The sequence below is a fragment of the Rhizobium sp. 3T7 genome, assembly GCF_020166565.1.
Classification (GTDB): Bacteria; Pseudomonadota; Alphaproteobacteria; order Rhizobiales; family Rhizobiaceae; genus Rhizobium.
The window spans coordinates 304,440-323,073 of the sequence record NZ_JAIQXS010000001.1; the positions used below are offsets into that span (position 1 = coordinate 304,440).

Annotated in this window: 19 protein-coding genes and 4 pseudogenes; 11 read left to right on the forward strand and 12 right to left on the reverse strand. The window is 62.6% G+C overall.

What is annotated here, in order from left to right:
* Positions 1–127: 127 nt before the first annotated feature.
* Entirely contained in the window at positions 128–1,333 is a 1,206-nt protein-coding gene (gene zigA / locus K9B32_RS01490; protein WP_224560138.1) for a zinc metallochaperone GTPase ZigA, read from the reverse strand.
* Positions 1,334–1,410: 77 nt separating this feature from the next.
* Positions 1,411–2,397 carry a zinc ABC transporter substrate-binding protein ZnuA gene (znuA, locus tag K9B32_RS01495; RefSeq protein ID WP_224560139.1) on the reverse strand — a complete coding sequence of 329 codons (987 nt, stop codon included), beginning with the start codon at positions 2,395–2,397 and terminating at the stop codon, positions 1,411–1,413.
* Between the two features lie 101 nt (positions 2,398–2,498).
* Here znuA and K9B32_RS01500 point away from each other — a divergent pair, with 101 nt between their 5' ends.
* The 3 genes from K9B32_RS01500 to K9B32_RS01510 are packed head-to-tail and all read left to right on the forward strand — an operon-like array spanning position 2,499 to position 4,631.
* Complete coding sequence (locus tag K9B32_RS01500; protein WP_224560140.1) at positions 2,499–3,428, forward strand: metal ABC transporter ATP-binding protein; 930 nt, start codon at positions 2,499–2,501, stop codon at positions 3,426–3,428.
* The gene (gene znuB / locus K9B32_RS01505) at positions 3,421–4,236 is read left to right on the forward strand and encodes a zinc ABC transporter permease subunit ZnuB (RefSeq protein WP_224560141.1); all 816 of its coding nucleotides are present in this window, start codon (positions 3,421–3,423) and stop codon (positions 4,234–4,236) included. The genes K9B32_RS01500 and znuB overlap by 8 nt, the downstream gene beginning before the upstream one ends.
* A complete protein-coding gene (locus K9B32_RS01510; protein WP_224560142.1) occupies positions 4,233–4,631 on the forward strand; it encodes a Fur family transcriptional regulator in 399 nt (132 codons plus the stop codon). The genes znuB and K9B32_RS01510 overlap by 4 nt, the downstream gene beginning before the upstream one ends.
* A 35-nt stretch (positions 4,632–4,666) precedes the next feature.
* Here K9B32_RS01510 and K9B32_RS01515 read toward each other — a convergent pair whose 3' ends face one another.
* Entirely contained in the window at positions 4,667–5,194 is a 528-nt protein-coding gene (locus K9B32_RS01515; RefSeq protein WP_224560143.1) for a gamma carbonic anhydrase family protein, read from the reverse strand.
* An 11-nt stretch (positions 5,195–5,205) separates the two neighbouring features.
* Positions 5,206–5,901: a fumarylacetoacetate hydrolase family protein gene (locus K9B32_RS01520; RefSeq protein ID WP_224560144.1), complete on the reverse strand. Its 696-nt coding sequence runs from the start codon at positions 5,899–5,901 to the stop codon at positions 5,206–5,208.
* A gap of 164 nt (positions 5,902–6,065) precedes the next feature.
* On the opposite strand from K9B32_RS01520, the gene dusA reads away from it, so the two are divergent.
* On the forward strand, positions 6,066–7,094 hold the full coding sequence (gene dusA / locus K9B32_RS01525) for a tRNA dihydrouridine(20/20a) synthase DusA (protein WP_224560145.1): 1,029 nt from the start codon (positions 6,066–6,068) through the stop codon (positions 7,092–7,094).
* Positions 7,095–7,567: 473 nt separating this feature from the next.
* Here dusA and K9B32_RS01530 read toward each other — a convergent pair whose 3' ends face one another.
* Positions 7,568–7,780 (reverse strand): cold-shock protein, encoded by a 213-nt coding sequence (locus K9B32_RS01530; protein WP_007533154.1) that lies wholly within the window; start codon positions 7,778–7,780, stop codon positions 7,568–7,570.
* 432 nt (positions 7,781–8,212) lie between these two features.
* Positions 8,213–8,416, reverse strand: coding sequence for a hypothetical protein (locus K9B32_RS01535; RefSeq protein WP_224560146.1), 204 nt, complete (start codon positions 8,414–8,416; stop codon positions 8,213–8,215).
* A 145-nt stretch (positions 8,417–8,561) separates the two neighbouring features.
* Here K9B32_RS01535 and K9B32_RS01540 point away from each other — a divergent pair, with 145 nt between their 5' ends.
* Entirely contained in the window at positions 8,562–8,888 is a 327-nt protein-coding gene (locus K9B32_RS01540) for a hypothetical protein (protein WP_224560147.1), read from the forward strand.
* 395 nt (positions 8,889–9,283) lie between these two features.
* Here the strand turns inward: K9B32_RS01540 and uvrB are convergent, their stop codons facing one another.
* Positions 9,284–12,139 carry an excinuclease ABC subunit UvrB gene (uvrB, locus tag K9B32_RS01545; protein WP_224560148.1) on the reverse strand — a complete coding sequence of 952 codons (2,856 nt, stop codon included), beginning with the start codon at positions 12,137–12,139 and terminating at the stop codon, positions 9,284–9,286.
* A 178-nt stretch (positions 12,140–12,317) separates the two neighbouring features.
* Between uvrB and K9B32_RS01550 the strand changes: the two are divergent.
* Both K9B32_RS01550 and K9B32_RS01555 read left to right on the forward strand, forming a co-directional pair.
* Positions 12,318–12,976 (forward strand): annotated as a pseudogene (locus K9B32_RS01550) (dihydrofolate reductase family protein).
* Between the two features lie 82 nt (positions 12,977–13,058).
* Positions 13,059–13,385, forward strand: coding sequence for a hypothetical protein (locus K9B32_RS01555; protein WP_224560149.1), 327 nt, complete (start codon positions 13,059–13,061; stop codon positions 13,383–13,385).
* 65 nt (positions 13,386–13,450) lie between these two features.
* Here the strand turns inward: K9B32_RS01555 and K9B32_RS29015 are convergent, their stop codons facing one another.
* Positions 13,451–13,672: a hypothetical protein gene (locus K9B32_RS29015; protein WP_224560366.1), complete on the reverse strand. Its 222-nt coding sequence runs from the start codon at positions 13,670–13,672 to the stop codon at positions 13,451–13,453.
* On the opposite strand from K9B32_RS29015, the pseudogene K9B32_RS01565 reads away from it, so the two are divergent.
* The 3 genes and pseudogenes from K9B32_RS01565 (at position 13,586) to K9B32_RS01575 (ending at position 14,899) form a co-directional block, all read left to right on the forward strand.
* A pseudogene (locus tag K9B32_RS01565) lies at positions 13,586–14,204 on the forward strand (MFS transporter). The gene K9B32_RS29015 and the pseudogene K9B32_RS01565 overlap by 87 nt on opposite strands.
* Positions 14,205–14,227: 23 nt before the next feature.
* Positions 14,228–14,392: pseudogene (locus K9B32_RS01570) on the forward strand (MBL fold metallo-hydrolase); the annotation flags it as partial.
* Positions 14,393–14,545: 153 nt separating this feature from the next.
* Positions 14,546–14,899 (forward strand): DMT family protein, encoded by a 354-nt coding sequence (locus tag K9B32_RS01575; protein ID WP_224560150.1) that lies wholly within the window; start codon positions 14,546–14,548, stop codon positions 14,897–14,899.
* 28 nt (positions 14,900–14,927) lie between these two features.
* Here K9B32_RS01575 and K9B32_RS01580 read toward each other — a convergent pair whose 3' ends face one another.
* From K9B32_RS01580 to K9B32_RS01595, 4 genes and pseudogenes are all read right to left on the reverse strand, one after another.
* A complete protein-coding gene (locus K9B32_RS01580) occupies positions 14,928–15,260 on the reverse strand; it encodes an ArsR/SmtB family transcription factor (protein ID WP_224560354.1) in 333 nt (110 codons plus the stop codon).
* The gene (locus tag K9B32_RS01585) at positions 15,253–15,699 is read right to left on the reverse strand and encodes an SRPBCC family protein (RefSeq protein WP_224560151.1); all 447 of its coding nucleotides are present in this window, start codon (positions 15,697–15,699) and stop codon (positions 15,253–15,255) included. The genes K9B32_RS01580 and K9B32_RS01585 overlap by 8 nt, the downstream gene beginning before the upstream one ends.
* 70 nt (positions 15,700–15,769) lie before the next feature.
* Positions 15,770–16,000: pseudogene (locus tag K9B32_RS01590) on the reverse strand (hypothetical protein); the annotation flags it as partial.
* Between the two features lie 85 nt (positions 16,001–16,085).
* Positions 16,086–16,472 (reverse strand): acyl-CoA thioesterase, encoded by a 387-nt coding sequence (locus K9B32_RS01595; RefSeq protein WP_007799415.1) that lies wholly within the window; start codon positions 16,470–16,472, stop codon positions 16,086–16,088.
* 319 nt (positions 16,473–16,791) lie between these two features.
* On the opposite strand from K9B32_RS01595, the gene K9B32_RS01600 reads away from it, so the two are divergent.
* Complete coding sequence (locus K9B32_RS01600) at positions 16,792–18,612, forward strand: methyl-accepting chemotaxis protein (protein WP_224560152.1); 1,821 nt, start codon at positions 16,792–16,794, stop codon at positions 18,610–18,612.
* Positions 18,613–18,634 lie beyond the last annotated feature (22 nt).

The window sequence follows — 18,634 nt, forward strand, 5'->3', positions numbered from 1 at the left end:
ACGGCGGCCAGCCGACTGATGGCGCCTGCCTCCGCTTCCACTGCTTGCGGCGCGGCCAATCCCTCGATCGGTGGAAGAGGCTGACATTCCTCACATCGGCAGCGATAGGCTTTGGGAGCCTGTGTCGTCACGCTCCGCGCTCTCCCCAGCTCGCAAAGGGATCCGGCAGCCCGCGCCACTTTTCCGGCGCAAAGGTCTCGTCCTCTACAAGGCAGCCGTCGAGCTGCTGCCTTATCCAATCCTCGTGCATCGGATCGCTACCGATGAAGACGATCTCTTGCCGGCGGTCGCCCCAGACGGGGTCGAGGTAGGGCGACATGGCCGTCAGGAAGCGTTCATCGTCCGGCCATCGCTCACGCGGCACCGACGCCCACCAGAGCCCCATCTTGCCCGTGTGCAGGAGTGCCCCGGCCTGGCTGACTTCACCGACATGGTGCGGGCGCGTCGCTAGCCAGAAGAAGCCTTTCGCTCTGACGACACCGGGCCAGGCGGTGTCGAAGAAGCGCTGTAGCTTGACAGGGTCGAAGGGCCGCCTTTCGCGATAGACAAAGGAGCGGATACCGTATTCCTCGGTCTCCGGCACATGTTCGGAGAAGCCGTGCAGCTCCTTGTACCAGAGCGGATGCGTTTCGGCGCGGTCGATGTCGAAGCGTCCCGTTCCGAGCACTTCACCGAGCTCCACTTGGCCGAAGTCGGTCTCGATCAACCTTGCGTCGGGATTGAGCCCGACAATGATCTGGCGCGCGGCCTGACGCTCAGCCGTCGTCGCTGTGCCGATCTTGTTGAGGATGATCACATCGGCGAATTCGATCTGCTCGACGAGCAGATCGATGATCGTGCGATTGTCGCCGTCACCTGTGGTCTCGCCGCGATCTGTCAGAAAGTCTGCGGATGCATAGTCCGAGAGCAAGTTCGCGGCATCGACCACCGTGACCATCGTATCGAGCCTGGCGATGTCGGAGAGGCTTGCGCCATTCTCATCGCGGAACTCGAAGGTGGTCGCGACCGGCAGAGGTTCGGCAATCCCGGTCGATTCGATCAGGAGATAGTCGAAGCGTCCCTGTTCCGCCAAGCGGCGGACCTCCTTCAGCAGATCGTCCCGCAGCGTGCAGCAGATGCAGCCGTTCGTCATCTCCACCAGCTGTTCGTCGGTTCGCGACAGGTTGGCGCCGCCGTCTCGCACGAGGGCGGCGTCGATGTTCACCTCGCTCATGTCATTGACGATCACGGCGACACGCAGCCCCTGCCGGTTTCCAAGGATGTGGTTGAGCAGCGTGGTCTTGCCGGCGCCAAGAAAGCCCGACAACACCGTTACGGGAAGCTTCGTATCCATTCATGCCTCTGATATGTTATACAATTACATGCCTTGTGATGAAAAAGGCGGACTGCGAGGTCCGCCTTCGCCGCCTCTCAGCTTTCTCGCGAGAGGCAGTCCTTCATGCTGTTGGCGATGCCGCGCATGAGGCTGAAATAGAGATCTGGCCCAGCGTCGAGCGTGGCTGCCTCCGGATCGAGCACACCGGCCTTCGCCTTGGTTCCCTCGATCACGACATCGACCAATCGCGGCTGGAACTGCGGTTCGGCGAAAACGCAGGTGGCGCCGAGTTCGCCGACCTTCTTGCGGATCTCCGCAATACGTTCCGCGCCGGGGATCGTTTCGGGGCTGACGGTGATCGAGCCCGCGACCCGCACATCATAGCGGTTCTCGAAATACTGGTAGGCATCGTGGAAGACGACGAACGGCTTGTCCTTGACCGGTGACACGATGCCGGTGATTTCCTTGTCCAGCGCGTCGAGCCTGTCGTCCAGCGTCTTGGCGTTGGCCTGGTAGGTGAGGGCGTTGGCGGGGTCGGCCGCGACGAGGGTCGTGGTGATCTCGGCTGCCATCGCCTTGGCATTTTGCGGATTGAGCCAGAGGTGGGTGTCGAAAGCCCCATGATCGTGGTCATGGTCGGCGTCCGCATGGGCATGATCGTGCCCATCGCCGTCATGATGATCTTCATCGTGGTGGTCACCGTCATCGTGCGGCTCGAAGGCGCCGCCTTCCCGGAATTTAAGCTTCGTAAGGCCCGGCGCCTTATCGAGCTCGGCGACGATTGCATCGGACCCGATCGCCTCGACAGGTTTCTCCAGAAACGCTTCAAGTCCGGGGCCGACCCAGAACACGACCTTGGCATTCTGAAGCGCGCGCGCGTTCGACGGCTTCATGTTGTAGGTATGCGGCGAGGCGGCGCCGTCGACGATCAGCTCGGGTGTACCGACGCCCTGCATGATAGCCGATACGAGGGAGTGCACCGGTTTGATCGAGGTCACGACGACAGGCGCATCCGCCGTTCTGCCCGCCTCGGCAAACAGCATGGCGGGGACTGCCAGGGTAAGGGCCATCGCGAATTTCATCGGTGTGCTCCGCTTGAATTGCTAATGTAATGTTATTACATCAATTGCGTTATGCTATAACGTGTGCAATAGCAGATCGCAACAGCACATTCGGAAAAATGATGTTCTCTCCCGCAAATTCCGAAGCGAAGCCATTGGTGTCGCTTTCTAATGTCGGCGTTCAAAGGAACGGCCGCTGGCTCGTGCGCGGTGTGGATTTCTCCGTCTCGCGCGGCGAGATCGTCACGCTGATCGGCCCCAACGGCTCGGGCAAATCGACGACGGTGAAGACGGCGATCGGCGTGCTGAAGCCCGACGAGGGCGAGGTGGAACGCGCCGCCGGCCTCAAGGTCGGCTATGTGCCGCAGAGGCTGGCGATCGATTGGACATTGCCGCTTACCGTTCGCCGGCTGATGACGCTGACCGGGCCGCTCTCCGACCGTGATATGGCCGCCGCACTCGACGCGGTCGGACTGTCACATATGCTTGGTGCGGAAGTACAGCATCTTTCGGGCGGCGAGTTTCAGCGGGCCTTGATGGCGCGCGCAATCGCCCGCAAGCCCGATCTGCTCGTGCTCGACGAACCCGTCCAAGGCGTCGATTTCTCGGGCGAGATCGCGATCTACGATCTGATCCAATCGATCCGCAACACGACCGGCTGCGGCATCCTGCTGATTTCGCACGACCTGCACGTCGTCATGGCTGCGACGGACACCGTTATCTGCCTCAACGGTCATGTCTGCTGCCGCGGCACGCCGCAGGCCGTAACGCAGAGTGCCGAATATGTCCGGTTGTTCGGTAGCCGCGCGGCGCAGGCACTCGCGGTCTATAGTCATCACCACGATCACACACATCTACCGGATGGCCGGGTGCTGCATTCGGACGGTTCGGTGACCGATCACTGCCATCCCGACGATGGCCACCATCCCGACCACGCCGGCCACGGTCACGACCATACCCATGCCGCCGGTGATCATCATGCTGGTGATCACGGTCATGATCACAGCCATGATCATGATCACAGGCAGCCTGCAGGAGAACGCCATGTTTGACGATTTCTTCGTCCGCGCGATCCTTGCCGGCGTCGGGCTGGCGCTGACGACCGGCCCGCTCGGCTGTTTCATCATCTGGCGACGCATGGCCTATTTCGGCGATACGATCGCCCACTCGGCCTTGCTCGGCGTTGCGCTCTCGCTGCTTCTGCAGTTCAACCTGACGCTTGCCGTCTTCCTCGTCGCCGCGACGGTGTCGATCCTCTTGCTGTTCCTGCAGAAGCGTCAGGCGCTGTCTGCGGATGCGCTGCTCGGGATCCTCTCGCATGCGACGCTGGCGATCGGTCTCGTTATGGTCGCCTTCATGAGCTGGGTGCGCATCGACCTCATCGCTTTCCTGTTCGGCGACATCCTCGCGGTCTCGAAGGCTGATATCGTCATGATCTGGGGTGGCGGCATCCTTGTGCTGGCGGCGATCGCCTGGCTCTGGCGTCCGTTGCTCGCCTCCACCGTCAATCCTGAGCTTGCCGAGGCCGAGGGGCTGCAGCCGGAGCGGGCCCGGCTTTTCTTCATGCTGCTGATGGCCGTCGTCATCGCCATCGCCATGAAGATCGTCGGCATCATGCTGATCACCTCGCTGCTGATCATCCCGGCGGCCGCGGCGCGCCGTTTCGCCTCGACGCCCGAGGTCATGGCCATCTTCGCCTCGCTGATCGGCGCCGTTGCCGTGGTCGGCGGTCTGTTCGGCTCGCTGACCTACGACACGCCCTCCGGCCCGTCGATCGTCGTCGCAGCCCTGATCCTCTTCGTCCTGAGCCTGCTGCCGAAGCGCGGGCGCGGGCAGGCCTTGGAAGGACCACATTCATGAACGCACCCGCTTTGACCAAAAACCAGGCTCTCGTCTTCGAGGTGCTCGAGAAGGCAGACGGACCGCTCAGCGCCTACACGATCCTCGACAAGCTGCGCGACCACGGCTTTCGTGCGCCGCTGCAGGTCTATCGGGCGCTGGAGAAGCTGCTTGAATATGGTGTCGTGCACCGGCTCGAGAGTATCAACGCCTTCGTCGCCTGCGCGCATCCGGACCAGAACTGCCACAGCCACGGCATCGTCGCCTTCGCTATTTGTGAGAGCTGCGGACATGTCATGGAATTCCATGACCACGAGGTCGATCACCGCCTGATGGCTTGGACGCGCAGCAAGAAGTTCAAGGCAGAGAAGACCACGATCGAGATCCGCGGTCTGTGCGAGGCTTGCGCTGCTTAGGACACGTGACCGGCGTGGGTCTGCTATTCTGACGGTTATAGAGGGCGCAAGTCGCGCGCGAAACGCTGCCAGTTGCCGACGTACTTCTTGGCGGAGCGGCGAAGCCCCGCTATGACCGCTTCGTCGAGCGTGCGGACCACCCGTGCCGGTGAACCGACGATCAAGGAATTGTCGGGAAACTCCTTGCCCTCGGTGATCAGCGCATTGGCGCCAACCAGGCAGTTGCGGCCGATTTTGGCGCCGTTGAGCACTGTGGCGCCCATGCCGATCAAGGAATTGTCGCCGATCGTGCAGCCATGGACGATGGCGTGATGACCGATGGTGCAACCCTCGCCGATTGTCACGGGAAAGCCCGGATCCGTGTGCAGCATCGCGCCTTCCTGGATGTTGGTCGCCTTGCCGACGCTGATCGGCTCGTTGTCGCCGCGAAGCACCGCGCCAAACCAGATGCCCACATCCTCAGCGATCGCGACCTGGCCGACCACATGGGCGTCAGGCGCGATCCAGTAGGTGCCTGATGGCGGCAGGTCCGGCGTCAATTCGCCAAGCGCATAGACTGGCATAACATCTCCCCTCAGGCCACGTTGATCGACAGCGTGGCGATGCCGTCGATGCCGCAATCGACGCGGTCGCCTTTCTTGACGGCGCCGACGCCCGCCGGTGTGCCGGTCATGATGACGTCGCCTGGCGCCAGGATGAAGAGCTTTGACAGTTCGGCGATGATCTCCGGCACTTTCCAGATCATCTGGTTGAGATCGCCATCCTGGACGCGCTTGCCGTTCAAATCCAGCCAGATCCGGCCCGCCGAGGGGTGGCCGAGCTTGCTTGCCGGGACGATCGGCGATACGGGTGCGGAATATTCGAAGGCCTTGGCGACTTCCCAAGGACGGCTGAGCTTCTTCGCCTCGGCCTGCAGATCGCGACGCGTGAAATCTATGCCGACGGCGTAGCCGTAGACGCAGTCGAGCGCCTTGTCGGCGGCGATATTCCGGCCGCCGGCCTTCAGCGCCAGCACGCACTCGACCTCGAAATGCACATCGCTTGACAGAGGCGGATAGGGGAAATCCTTGCCTTCAGGCAGCAGATTGTCGGCATTCTTCTGAAAGAAGAACGGTGGCTCGCGGCTCGGGTCATGCCCCATTTCGATCGCATGGTCGGCATAGTTGCGTCCGACGCAGTAGACGCGGCGCACCGGGAAGAGTTCGGCCGTGCCTTCGACGGGAAGCAAGGCAGGTTGCGGAAGCGGGATGACGGTCGCGGGAAGGGACATTGCGAGCTCTTGCTGTTCGTGAGTCCTGGCATCTTAGACGGAAAGCAACCAAAGGGGGAAGCGTGGTTCGTCAAAGCGACAGTCATTGTTGCCTTGGATCCTGACATTGCTGCCCTGCGCGGGGAAAACTGGCGTTTCACCCGCCTTTGCGCTATGAGCGCGACATGACGACATCCAATTTCTATGCCGAGGCCCTGAAAACAGGCCGGCCGATCTTCGCGGTTGCGCCGATGATCGACTGGACGGATCGCCATTGCCGCTATTTCCACCGGCAGATCAGCCGCAATGCGCTGCTCTACACGGAAATGGTCGTGGCCGATGCGATTATTCATGGGCCGCGCGAGCGGCTGCTGTCCTTCGATACAGCCGAACATCCGGTGGCGCTGCAACTCGGCGGGTCGGATCCGGCCAAGCTTGCCGAGGCGGTGCGGATCGCCGCGCCCTACGGCTACGACGAGATCAATCTCAATGTCGGCTGCCCCTCCGATCGGGTGCAGTCCGGCACCTTCGGCGCCTGCCTGATGCTGACGCCGGAGATCGTGGCGGCCTGCGTCCGCGCGATGAAGGCGGTGACTGACGTGCCGGTCACCGTGAAGTGCCGGATCGGCGTCGACGAGCAGGATCCGGAAACGGCGCTGCCCGATCTTCTCGACCGGGTGCTCGATGCGGGTGCCGATGCGATCTGGATCCACGCCCGCAAGGCCTGGCTGAAGGGCCTGTCGCCGAAGGAGAACCGCGAGATTCCGCCGCTCGACTACCAGATCGTCTACCACATGAAAGAGGTACGGCCGGATGTCTTCATCGGCGTCAATGGCGGCATCCAGACGCTGGACGAGGCGGCCGATCATCTGAACCACGTCGACGGCATCATGCTTGGCCGCGCGGCCTACCAGAACGCCGCCATTCTTTCCGATGTCGATCATCGCTTTTATGGCGCTATCACCGACCCAGCCGACTGGGGCGATATCCGCGACCGGATGATGGCCTATGCCGAGCGCCATATCGCCAACGGCGGGCGGCTGCAGCAGGTGGCGCGGCACATGGTCGGGCTGTTTACCGGGCTGCCCGGCGCGCGGCGCTACCGACAGATCCTGTCGACCGATGCGGTTAAGGCAGGGGCGGGGCCCGAGGTGATCGCAGCCGCCTTTGCGGCCGTGGATTTCGAAGGCGCACGGGAAGCGGTCGGCGCGTAGCTCGATCCTGCAATGCGCCGGTGTCCGGCGAGCGGCAGGCGGCGACGCTGTGCCCTGGCTGCTGAGCCAGACTCTGTCCGAGATGGCATTCCCACGCCAGTTAAAGAAAACAGGCGACACGCCCTTGCGCGGAAGAAGCCTCTTCGCCGTTTGTGTACACACGCTCCCTCTCATCTCCAGCGGCTTGGTCCGCACCTGTTCCCCCGGTGTGCGGGAATGAAGCGCGGATCTTCGGAGCGAGTATCGCACTGTTGTCGGGAGCGGGGATGTTTGCGTCTGCGACAGCATGTCCGTGGAAGGCCAACGGGGAGCGGACCGGAGACGGGTGCAACTGCGGCCGTGGCGCCAGATGGGCAGGAGGCATCCGCAAGTGTGATGGCGCGCCACCTTGCGAGCGTCCTTTGCCATCCCGCAAACGAAAACGGCGCCCCTTGCGGAGCGCCGTTCCATCCTGCCGAAACAGGAAACTTGGATTAGTTGGCCGAAATGTTGACGGCCTTCGGGCCCTTGCCCATGCGATCCGGCTCGGTGTCGAAGGTGACCTGCTGGCCTTCGCGCAGCGACTGGATGCCAGAAGCCTGCAGCGCGGAGATGTGGACGAAAACGTCCTTTGCGCCGCCTTCCGGCGTGATGAAACCAAAACCCTTGTCCTGGTTGAAGAATTTTACGGTGCCCTTGGTGGCCATTGGGATAGTCCTTTTCCCTTAGTCTGTCTGGTATCCATCCCCCCGAGAGGAAATGGACGGCTTTAGCTTTCGCGCGCGCTCATCGAAAAATCAACGCACGAAGGGTCAGTCGAGTAGTTCACGAACGGGGAAAGAACGTCTACGCACGCAGGTGTCCCCCACGCTGCCTTCCTGCCGGAAGGCGTTACCACATCAGTCCAGTCACCGGCATGCAAATGCCCGAGAGCCGCATTTGGTGACAGCATTCGAAGCAAAAGGCAAGCGGCAATATTGTGGCATGCGATTCTGCGTACCGGGAATGGCCAAAGATTCAGACACTTGACGAATGGTAACCGTGCACAGCCGCGGCTGTCCCGTTTCCGGAAACTGTGCCGGAACGGCACCGCCGCGGCGCTTTCCCTTCCTCGTGCGTACCTGCAAGGAGGTGCAATCCTAACGGACAGCCGCGCCGCCGAGCTTGTGCTGCACGAAATCGGCGCTGCCGCGGACATGGGACACCACCGGCTTGCCGCCGGCATCGGCGACGGCATAGGCGATGATGGTGACATCTTCCTCAAAGGCGGAGACGTAGAGGACCTGCGCCGGATTGACATAGATCGCGTTGTTGTGGGTGTTTTTGAAGCCTACGAATGCCATGCATGTCTCCTTTCGCATTGCCGAGGCAGATATGCCATGCAGGGGTTGACGCAAGTTTAATGGGACGCGGTGCGGCCGCCCAAGCGGCACGAACGGCACCGGCCCGCCGCTGCGCCGGGATCCTGAGGATCGCGTCGAGGCCGGCATGACCGCGATGGTGAGCGGGCAGGGCGTGGCGGACGATCTCGATCACCGCCTGGTGACAGCCCTGCACCTCCTCGGTCAGCATAGTGTAGCAGAGCGGTATCCTGTTGTGGGTGAAGACGAGCAGGCAGGATCTCTTGCGGCGGCAGTTGCGCACGTCGCAGACTGTTGCCGGCAGACCGTGCATCTCGGTGGTGCGCAGGCGCAGCGCCAGCGTGCCGTAGTCGCCGATGCGGCGTTCCCATTCGCTCCGCGTCCCTTCGCCCGTTTCCCTGCAGATCCGGTCAGCGGCTTTGCCTTCACGCGGCTGGTTTCACCCGTGGTTTGATCCTTGCCTTGGCTAGCCGGCCCTTGCGGGCGGCAGGGTTCGGACGGGGCGCTCGAAAGAGCCTCATCTGAAAAGTGCAAAATGGCGCTGTGGAGCGCCCCGTTCAGCGGTTTATGCCCGCAGCTCCGGTCCCTCTGCAGCCTTGCCTGAGGACGCTGCGCTTTCCCCGGAGGTCATGTGTGCCACACAGGCTCGTCGGGGGCTCAACTCGACGCCGCATTCGCGCGGGCCGCCGTCCCCGCAGGGACCATTTTCTGCGGACCTTGATGCGGAAGCTCACGTCCTTCTTCCGCACGCGGCGCCGGTCCCGCCTCGCCGCAACGCCTTGCGATGTATCCGCGACGGAACGGAGGGAATGATGGCATCGGGGTGAGGGGCGGGGATGGGAAGGGTGGTCAGCGCCCAGGCCGTCCCGTCTTCCCCTTCGTACGGCCCTTGCGCTTCTGCTCGGCAGGATCCTCATAGCTCCCGACCCCCGTCTTGCCGCGCACCAGCGGGCGGACGTCGTCGCGGTCCGGCTGGCTTTCCAGCAGCGGTGAGAAGCGCTTTGTGCCCTTCGCGGCATCAGGCTTTTCCGGCAGGTGGCCGGTGACCGGCTTTTCGGTGCGGCCGACGGTCATTTCGTCGAGGGTGTTGCGGCGGAAGAGGCTCTTACCGGCGGGATCGGCCACGTCGCGGGCCATGTCGTCGAGGCCGGGCTTGGCGAAGAGCGATCCCGCGCCGGCGGCCGGCTTGCCGCTCTTCTTGCCGCTGCCTTCCTGCGAGCGGGCTTCCTCGCGCGCCATCGGATCGTCCATGACGGCGAGTTCGGCGGCCTTGAGGCGCTTGATCTCGTCGCGCAGGCGGGCGGCCTTTTCGAAGTCGAGGTCGGCGGCGGCGTCGCGCATCTGCTTTTCCAGCGCGTTGAGATGCGCCTGCAGGTTGCCGCCGACGAGGTTGCCGCCGTCGGCAAAGCCCTTGCCCGAGGCGCCCGATATGTCGGCGCGCACGTGGTCACGCTCGTAGACGCTGTCGAGAATATCGGAGATCTTCGCCTTGACGCTCTCCGGCGTGATGCCGTGTTCGGCATTGTAGGCCATCTGCTTTTCGCGGCGGCGGGTGGTTTCCTCCATCGCCCGCTTCATTGAGCCGGTAACGTTGTCGGCATAGAGGATGACCTTGCCGTCGACGTTACGCGCGGCGCGGCCGATGGTCTGGACCAGCGACGTCTCGGAGCGGAGAAAACCTTCCTTATCGGCATCGAGGATGGCGACGAAGCCGCATTCGGGAATGTCGAGACCTTCGCGCAAAAGGTTGATGCCGACGAGAACGTCGAAGGCGCCGAGGCGGAGATCGCGGATGATCTCGATGCGCTCAAGCGTGTCGATGTCGGAGTGCATGTAGCGGACGCGCACGCCCTGTTCGTGCAGGTATTCGGTCAGGTCCTCGGCCATGCGCTTGGTCAGCACTGTGCAGAGGGTGCGGTAGCCCTTGGCCGCCGTCTCGCGGATTTCGCCGAGCACGTCATCGACCTGACTGCGGGCGGAGCGGACCTCGACCGGCGGGTCGATCAGGCCGGTCGGGCGGATCACCTGCTCGGCGAAGACGCCGCCGGATTGTTCCATCTCCCAGCCGCCCGGCGTTGCCGAGACGGCGATCGTGTCGGGGCGCATGGCGTCCCATTCCTCGAAGCGCAGCGGCCGGTTGTCCATGCAGGAGGGCAGGCGGAAGCCGTATTCGGCGAGCGTCGCCTTGCGGCGGAAGTCGCCGCGATACATGCCGCCGATCTGCGGGATGGTGACGTGGCTTTCGTCGATAAAGACGATGGCGTTGTCGGGGACGTATTCGAACAGCGTCGGCGGCGGGTCGCCGGGGTCGCGGCCGGTGAGATAGCGCGAATAGTTCTCGATGCCCTGGCAGGAGCCGGTGGCCTCGAGCATTTCGAGATCGTAGCGGGTGCGCTGTTCCAGGCGCTGGGCTTCCAAGAGGCGGCCGGCCTTTTCCAGTTCGACGAGGCGGTGCTTCAGCTCCTCCTTGATCGACTTGATGGCGGCGTTTAGCGTCGGGCGCGGGGTGACGTAGTGCGAGTTGGCGTAGATCTTCACCGATTTCAGGTCGCCGGTCTTCTGGCCGGTCAGCGGGTCGAATTCGGTGATCGCGTCGATGTCGTCGCCGAACATGCTGATGCGCCAGGCCGCGTCTTCCAAGTGAGCCGGGAAGATTTCGATGGTATCGCCGCGGACGCGGAAGGAGCCACGCTGGAAATCCATGTCGCGGCGCTTGTACTGCTGGGCAACGAGGTCGGCGAGCAGCTGGCGCTGGTCGAGCCGGTCGCCGACACTCATCTGGAAGGTCATGGCGGTATAGGTCTCGACCGAGCCGATACCGTAAATGCAGGAGACCGAGGCGACGATGATGCAGTCGTCACGCTCGAGCAGCGAGCGCGTCGCCGAATGGCGCATGCGGTCGATCTGCTCGTTGATCGAGGATTCCTTCTCGATATAGGTGTCGGAGCGCGGGACGTAGGCTTCCGGCTGGTAGTAGTCGTAGTAGGAGACGAAGTACTCGACCGCGTTGTCCGGGAAGAAGTTCTTGAACTCGGAATAGAGCTGGGCGGCGAGCGTCTTGTTCGGGGCGAGGATCAGAGCCGGGCGCTGCGTCTGCTCGATCACCTTGGCCATGGTGAAGGTCTTGCCGGAGCCTGTGACGCCAAGCAGCACCTGGGAACGGTCGCCGTTCTCCAGGCCCTCGACGAGGTCCTTGATGGCGGTCGGCTGGTCGCCGGCAGGCTGGTATTCCGAGTCCATGCGGATCGAGATGCCGCCCTCGGACTTCTCCGGCCGGGCAGGGCGGTGGGGCGTCCAGATCTTGCCGTTCTTGTGCAGCGGGTTGCCGCTCTCGATCAGCTTGGCGAGGGCGTCGACGGTGGCGGTGACGGCGGTGCCGGCCTGCAGCGAGGCGGCCTCCTCCAGCGTCGTATCCATGCCTGCGACGGGGTTCAGACCGGCGGCGGCGCGGGTCTTCGGATCGGTCGAGCCGCCCATCGAGGTGCCGCGTGCGGATTTGGAGGCCGCGATCTCCACCTTCTTGCGGTGTTTTCCGGCCTTCGAGGCGATCTGGCGCTGCGTCTCGACGCTTGACGCCTCGGCATCGGCCTCCAGCTGCTTCACCCAGTCGGCGACGGAACCCTCTAGAGGGGCACCTTCAAAAGACGATTGTGGGGCTTCCTCGAAGCCATTCGGGGCGGGAGATTTCTTCGGAGCTTTGGCCATGGCCGGAATATGGCGAGACTCACTGCGAAAGTGAAGAGGCAAAGAGTACAAAAGGGAAACAAAAGAATCGTTCGGATTTGGCAACCAGTGGCGTTTGATTTTTTATCTCAACCGGTGGTCGGGCACCACCCGCGGTCGACCGTCCTTGGGGCAGTGAACGTTCTCGCCAAGGAGAGAGATGCGGAAGATCATTACAGGTGCATTCGTCAGTCTCGACGGCGTCATGCAGGCGCCGGGCGGTCCGCACGAGGATCCGATCGGCGGCTTCAGGTGTGGCGGCTGGGCCGCGCCTTATTTCGACGAGGCGATGGGAGAGGCCGTGGGCGAGATGTTCGCCAATCCTTTCGATCTGCTGCTCGGCCGGAAGACCTACGATATCTTCGCCGCGCACTGGCCTTATGTGGCGGCCGACGACCCGATCGGCCCGCTGTTCGACCGAATCACCAAATACGTCGCGACCCGCAATCCGGAGTTCAGGCCCAGCTGGCGGAACAGCCAAGTGCTGGGGGCCGACGCGGTTGGCGCGCTCAGGGCGTTGAAGAGCAGCGATGGCCCGGATCTCCTGACGCAGGGATCGACCGATTTCCTGCAGACGCTGTTCAAGAACGACCTGGTCGACGAATTGCATATTTCTTTCTTTCCCGTCGTGCTCGGCAAGGGCAAGAGACTGTTCGGCGACGGCGCCTTTGCTGGCGCGATGAAACTCGTCGGTTCGCGGGTTTGGGTTCCGGCGTCGCCACTAACAAATACGTTCGTAGCGGCGACATCGTGCCCGGCTCATTCGAGTTCGAACAGCCGAGCGCCGCCGAACTGGAGCGGAGAAAGAACCTGACGTGAGCGACCATTCAGTGCCGCATGCGGAGAACGGCGCCTCGCCGTTGCTCTTCGCGTCAATCGAAGGCGTATATGGAGGTAAGTCATGGAGGACGTTCCGGTCATCAAAATGCGGCGCAAGGGCAGGAACCTTGAGCAGCGGATGCTGATCCCGAGCGAAAGGATGGTCGTCGACGCATTGCGGGCGGCTCAAGCGGGGCGTCTGTCGGATCTGGCGGAGGTCAGGCGCGTCCTCGCGGTGAAATACGGCGCGGATGCGTGCTGCCCGGTGACGGTGCAGCAGCATCTGATACGCATTAGCCAGGATGGCAGCGCTCCGTTTTGGCGCGTCGTTGACCCGGACCGTCCATTTGCCCGACGTATGACGGGCGGGCCGGATCGTATTCGCGAGAAACTGGCCGCTGAGTGCTGAGCGACAGTCAAACTGTCGCAGGCGAGAACCAGGACAGCAATGCTGACGTTAGACGAGGCTGCCTGTCACAGCTTCGACCTCGCCCATCCCCGGGCGATCCCTTCCTTCGACGGCATCCGGATTTTGCCCGCCTCGCCGCCGCTTTCGGACGGAGGAACAATGATGTCCGCGCGCTCACCCCGCAGCAGCGCAACACCGTCATCGCCAGCTATCTCGGCTGGACGCTCGATGCCTTCGATTTCTTCATACTGGTCTTCGTTCTCAAATATATCGCCGAGGAGTTCCACACCGACGTTCCTGCCGTCTCGGTGGCAATCCTGCTTGCTACACGACGGGTGCGATCGCCATCGGCTACAATATCGGCGCAATCTGCGGCGGCCTGTTCTTCGGCGCGCTGTCGCAGAGGATCGGGCGCAAGAAGGCGATCGTCATCGCCTCGCTGATTGCCGCACCGGTGGCGCCGCTCTGGGTCTATGCGCCGGGACCGGTGCTCCTCGCGATCGGTGCGTTCCTGATGCAGTTCTTCGTGCAGGGCGCCTGGGGCATCGTGCCGGTGGATCTAAACGAATTGTCGCCAAATGAGGTGCGCGGCACCTTCCCGGGCTTCGCCTATCAACTCGGCAATCTGCTCGCCTCGGGCAACGCGACGCTGCAGGCCGGGTCGGCTGTGCATTGGGATGGCGACTATGCCTACGCGCTGCTGATCGTCGCGGCGAGGGTCGCTATCGACGTCGCGCTGCTTGCCGGCTTCGGCTTCGAGAAGAAGGACGTGGGTTCGGCACGGGGGAGGCTGAAGGGCCGCACGGGGTGAGCGCATGATCGGCGGAGCCGCCTATCGGCGTCAGCACGACCCCGAGGAGGCGGCCCGCGTCCGGGTCCGTCTTCTGCGGGCGTTGGCGGCGAACCGCGAGTCGCTGGTGGCCACTCACCTGTCATTTCCGTCCGTCTGCCATGTGGCGGTTGACGGCGACCACTTTCGTTGGGTACCAGGCCCCTGGGAGTACTGACCGCTTGTTGGAGCTCAACTCGGGTCAGACGGTGACCGGCATCAGGAAGCGCACTCTACTGGGCAAGCGTGAAGCGGCAAGTTAGTGCAGCCTCTTGCGGAGCGGAAATTTGGCGATACATGCTGTCGCGAGTTTCAACGTCGGGAATCACCCATGCACTTTGCCTTCAACCCGGCCGCTGTCTGGCCGGTCGTCATGCTTTTCGCTTCCAACATTTTCATGACCTTCGCCTGGTATGGGCATCTCAAGCACAAGGGCGCGGCGCTGTTCATCGCCATCGTCGTCAGCTGGGCGATCGCCTTCTTCGAATACTGCCTTGCCGTACCGGCCAACCGTATCGGTTCGGCCGTCTATTCGACGGCGCAGCTCAAAACGATGCAGGAAGTGATCACGCTGCTCGTCTTCTCGGGTTTCTCGGTCTTCTGGCTCGGCGAGAGCCTGACCTGGAACCACGTGATCGGCTTCGCCCTGATCGCGATCGGCGCATCCTTCATTTTCCGCGGTTAGGGCTGACAGGCTGGCTGGCGCGCTACGCCTACCGCTCCACGAAGGCGCGCAGGCGTTCGAGCGCGTCGTCCCATTGCCGGGAGACGCTGTCGAGATAGGCGCGCATTTCGCCGATCCGATCTGGTTGGAACGCGTAGTGGCTTTCCCGCCCGACCTTCGTCGAGCGGACGAGGCCCGCCTGTTCCAGCACATGCAGATGCTTCGTCACTGCCTGGCGGGTGAGGACGGTGCCGACCGAAAGACCTGCGATCGAGCGTTCGCGCCCGTCGCTGAGGGTCGTCAGCAGCGACAGGCGCGTCGGATCTCCGAGGGCGGCAAACAGGCTCGCCGCGCTCTCGCGATGGAGTTCGACGTTAGCGATCGACGTATTCCTTGATGTTTTTCATCTGCTCGGCCCAGCCGCCGTCGTTCATACGCAAGGCTTCCTCGCGCCTGTGCGGCGGGACCTTATCGAAGCCCGATTCCGTGACCGTCAGTCGTGAACCAGACGGCGTCGGCTCCAGGCGGAACTCGACGAGAGTCGGCGCTTCGCCGGAATAATCGATATTGGGATCGATGGCGTAGGGATGCCAGGTGAAGGAAAAGAGCTCGGGCTCCTCCATGCGCTTGACGGTCGCCTGCCAACGAATGTGTTCGTAGCCGGGATAGGTGATGTTACCTGTCGAATTTTCGCCCGGCACGAAGGGGCCGTCCAGTTGGACGCGGAACCATTCGCCGAATTCGCGATGATCGGTGATGGCTTTCCAGACGCGCTCGACTGGTGCATTCAGTTCGATGATCTTCTCGATGCGGTCAGACATATCAGCAACCTCCTGGTTGCCTTTTAATCTCATATCTGTGGTTGATTGGCAACCAAAAAGTTGCGCATCTCTATCCCAGGACGTCATAAATGCGGAAGATAAAGCTGACCTGACAGGCCAGATTGAGCCAGACAAAGGCCGCGTGAAAGCGGCGTTTGGCCGTCCATGCGGCAATGACGCAGAGGATGACATAGACGATATTGCGCGCCGGATATTCCCAGCCGATGGAGTGGATGTGACCAGTGCCCTTGATCGCGGTGTCGACGATATCGACGGCATAGGTGAGGGCGAGCGTGCCGAAGCCGCGCAAGGCTCAGCGAGATCACCATCCCCATCACCACCTTGATGTGGAGAAGGACCTCGGGCGAGGCGACCGTTTCCATGGCTTACTCCGCGGGGACCGGCTTCGGCTTTCCACTCTCGTCGAGCGCAACCATGATGAAGGTCGCCGCTGTAACCTGTTCCATGTTGTTGTAGCGGGCGCGCGTTGCCCATGCCTCGACCGAGAGCGTGATGGAGGTGCGACCGACGGCCTCGATCGTTGTGTAGACCGAGAGCGTATCGCCGATCTTCACCGGCAGGGCGAAGGCCATCTCCTTGACGGCAGCCGTGACGACACGGCCTTTGGCGCGCTCGGACGCGGTGATGCCCGAGGCAAGGTCCATCTGCGCCATGACCCAGCCACCGAAAATATCGCCTGCCGGATTGGCGTCGGCGGGCATGGCAACGGTGCGAAGGGTCAGCGCGCCGTTCGGCTTGGCGTTGTCGGTCATGCAAGGCTCCTGTTCGGCAAGATAGATAGCGATTCCGAAAGGACCGTAGCGCAGATGCCTCTGAAGCGAAACGCAGCGCTGTCCAGAGGCGGTAGGTTCGTCGCCGCATCTGCTACCATAGTTCTATGAGAAATTACCTAGCGCGATCTGTGGTAACCGCCTATTGCCGATATAGATCAATGATTTGCACGGCAATTTGAGCTGCTGACGAAAACGCTCACCCTAGGGCAGTTGAGTCAACTCTAATTAAAATTCACGATCCGGTAAGGCCCGCATAGCAGTATTTGACTATTCTCAAATTCTGAACTGCCGGGGCTCAATGCGTAACGTCAAGATTTCCACCCGCCTCTATTCTCTCGTGGGGCTGGCGCTGACCATTCTGGTTCTCGCCATCACCTTCTTCCTCAACTATTCGCACGCGAAGCTGGAGAGCGAGCGCAAGCATGGTCTTGCGCAAATGGATGCGACGGCGATCGCCATCTTCCAGAAATACTTCAAGCTGGAACAGTCCGGCGTCATGACGCGGGAGCAGGCGCAGACCGCGGCAAAGGACGTGATCTCGGCCATGCGCTACGGCGGTAGCGGCTACTTCTGGATCAATGACATGCATCCGACGATGGTCATGCATCCGATCAAGCCGGAGCTGAACGGAACGGACCTGTCCCAGAACAAGGATCCGACCGGCAAGTTCATCTTCGTCGAGTTCGCCAATACCGTGAAGAAGAGCGGCGAAGGCTTCGTCGACTACTACTGGCCGAAGCCGGGCGCGGCCGATCCGGTTCTGAAATATTCGCACGTGGTCGGCTTCGAGCCGTGGGGCTGGGTCGTCGGCACCGGCGTCTACGCTGACGATCTTGCGGCGCTTTATCGCCAGAACGCCATCTGGGCGGCCGGCGCCTGCCTTATCGGCGCGATCGTCATCCTCGGCGTCGCTTTTGGCATCGTGCGCAGCGTGACGTCTCCGATTGCTCGGCTCAAGGGCGCGATGAACGCCATTGCTGATGAGCGCGACGCCGTCGACATCGTCGACCACGACCGGCGCGACGAGATCGGCGCCATGGCGAAGTCTCTGCTTGTGCTGCGTGATTCCGTCCGCGAGCGAGCCTTGATGCGCGATCGCGAGAGCCGGCACCAGCTGCAGATCGAGGAGGAGCGTCGCGGCAACGAGGCCAACTGGCGCTCGGCAGCGGATCGCCAGACCTTTGCCATCCAGTCGCTCGGTGCGGGACTTGAGAAACTGGCTGCCGGCGACCTCACCGTGTCTATCGGCGATCTCGGCGACGACTACGCCAAGCTGCGTTCCGACTTCAACTCGGCCGTCGATGCGCTAAACGGCGTCATCCATGCGATTGCGGAATCGACCCGTGTCGTTAACGACAGCGCCAGCGACATTAGTGAAGCCACGAACAATCTGTCGAAGCGCACCGAGCAACAGGCGGCCGCGCTGGAGGAGGCGGCGGCGGCGCTCGACGAGATCACCGCGACCGTGCGGACCGCTTCGGAACGTGCGGCCGAAGCCCGCGAGATGGTGGCGGAAACCAAGACCAGCGCCGGCAAGTCCGGCGAGATCGTCCGCAATGCGGTCACCGCGATGAACCGCATCGAGGACTCATCAAACCGGATCAGCCAGATCATCGGCGTCATCGATGAGATTGCCTTCCAGACGAACCTGCTCGCGCTGAATGCCGGCGTCGAGGCGGCGCGTGCAGGCGAGGCGGGACGCGGTTTTGCTGTGGTAGCACAGGAAGTGCGCGAACTTGCGCAACGCTCCGCCAATGCCGCCAAGGAGATCAAGGTATTGATCAGCACCTCGGCAAGCGAGGTCGGCAACGGCGTGACGCTGGTGCGTTCCACCGGTGATGCGCTGCTTGAAATCGAGGAACTGGTCAATCGCGTCAACAATCACGTGACCTCGATTGCGACTGCAGCGCGCGAGCAGGCCACGGGACTCAACGAGATCAACACCTCGGTCAACCACATGGATCAGATGACGCAGCAAAATGCCGCGATGGTGGAGGAGACGACGGCCGCAAGCCAGACGCTGGCCGAAGAAAGCCGGCAGCTGAGCACCTTGCTGGCCAATTTCAGGCTGCGCGCCGCCGGTGGCAGCAGCGCGGGACGGATTGCCCGCGCTGCCTGATTAGCTGACTAACAAATAGGTC

Coding starts and splice junctions, on each gene's coding strand:
- zigA (WP_224560138.1), bottom strand. CDS start 1,333: ATGGATACGAAGCTTCCCGTAACGGTGTTGTCGGGCTTTCTTGGCGCC.
- znuA (WP_224560139.1), bottom strand. CDS start 2,397: ATGAAATTCGCGATGGCCCTTACCCTGGCAGTCCCCGCCATGCTGTTT.
- K9B32_RS01500 (WP_224560140.1), top strand. CDS start 2,499: ATGTTCTCTCCCGCAAATTCCGAAGCGAAGCCATTGGTGTCGCTTTCT.
- znuB (WP_224560141.1), top strand. CDS start 3,421: ATGTTTGACGATTTCTTCGTCCGCGCGATCCTTGCCGGCGTCGGGCTG.
- K9B32_RS01510 (WP_224560142.1), top strand. CDS start 4,233: ATGAACGCACCCGCTTTGACCAAAAACCAGGCTCTCGTCTTCGAGGTG.
- K9B32_RS01515 (WP_224560143.1), bottom strand. CDS start 5,194: ATGCCAGTCTATGCGCTTGGCGAATTGACGCCGGACCTGCCGCCATCA.
- K9B32_RS01520 (WP_224560144.1), bottom strand. CDS start 5,901: ATGTCCCTTCCCGCGACCGTCATCCCGCTTCCGCAACCTGCCTTGCTT.
- dusA (WP_224560145.1), top strand. CDS start 6,066: ATGACGACATCCAATTTCTATGCCGAGGCCCTGAAAACAGGCCGGCCG.
- K9B32_RS01530 (WP_007533154.1), bottom strand. CDS start 7,780: ATGGCCACCAAGGGCACCGTAAAATTCTTCAACCAGGACAAGGGTTTT.
- K9B32_RS01535 (WP_224560146.1), bottom strand. CDS start 8,416: ATGGCATTCGTAGGCTTCAAAAACACCCACAACAACGCGATCTATGTC.
- K9B32_RS01540 (WP_224560147.1), top strand. CDS start 8,562: ATGACCGCGATGGTGAGCGGGCAGGGCGTGGCGGACGATCTCGATCAC.
- uvrB (WP_224560148.1), bottom strand. CDS start 12,139: ATGGCCAAAGCTCCGAAGAAATCTCCCGCCCCGAATGGCTTCGAGGAA.
- K9B32_RS01555 (WP_224560149.1), top strand. CDS start 13,059: ATGGAGGACGTTCCGGTCATCAAAATGCGGCGCAAGGGCAGGAACCTT.
- K9B32_RS01575 (WP_224560150.1), top strand. CDS start 14,546: ATGCACTTTGCCTTCAACCCGGCCGCTGTCTGGCCGGTCGTCATGCTT.
- K9B32_RS01585 (WP_224560151.1), bottom strand. CDS start 15,699: ATGTCTGACCGCATCGAGAAGATCATCGAACTGAATGCACCAGTCGAG.
- K9B32_RS01595 (WP_007799415.1), bottom strand. CDS start 16,472: ATGACCGACAACGCCAAGCCGAACGGCGCGCTGACCCTTCGCACCGTT.
- K9B32_RS01600 (WP_224560152.1), top strand. CDS start 16,792: ATGCGTAACGTCAAGATTTCCACCCGCCTCTATTCTCTCGTGGGGCTG.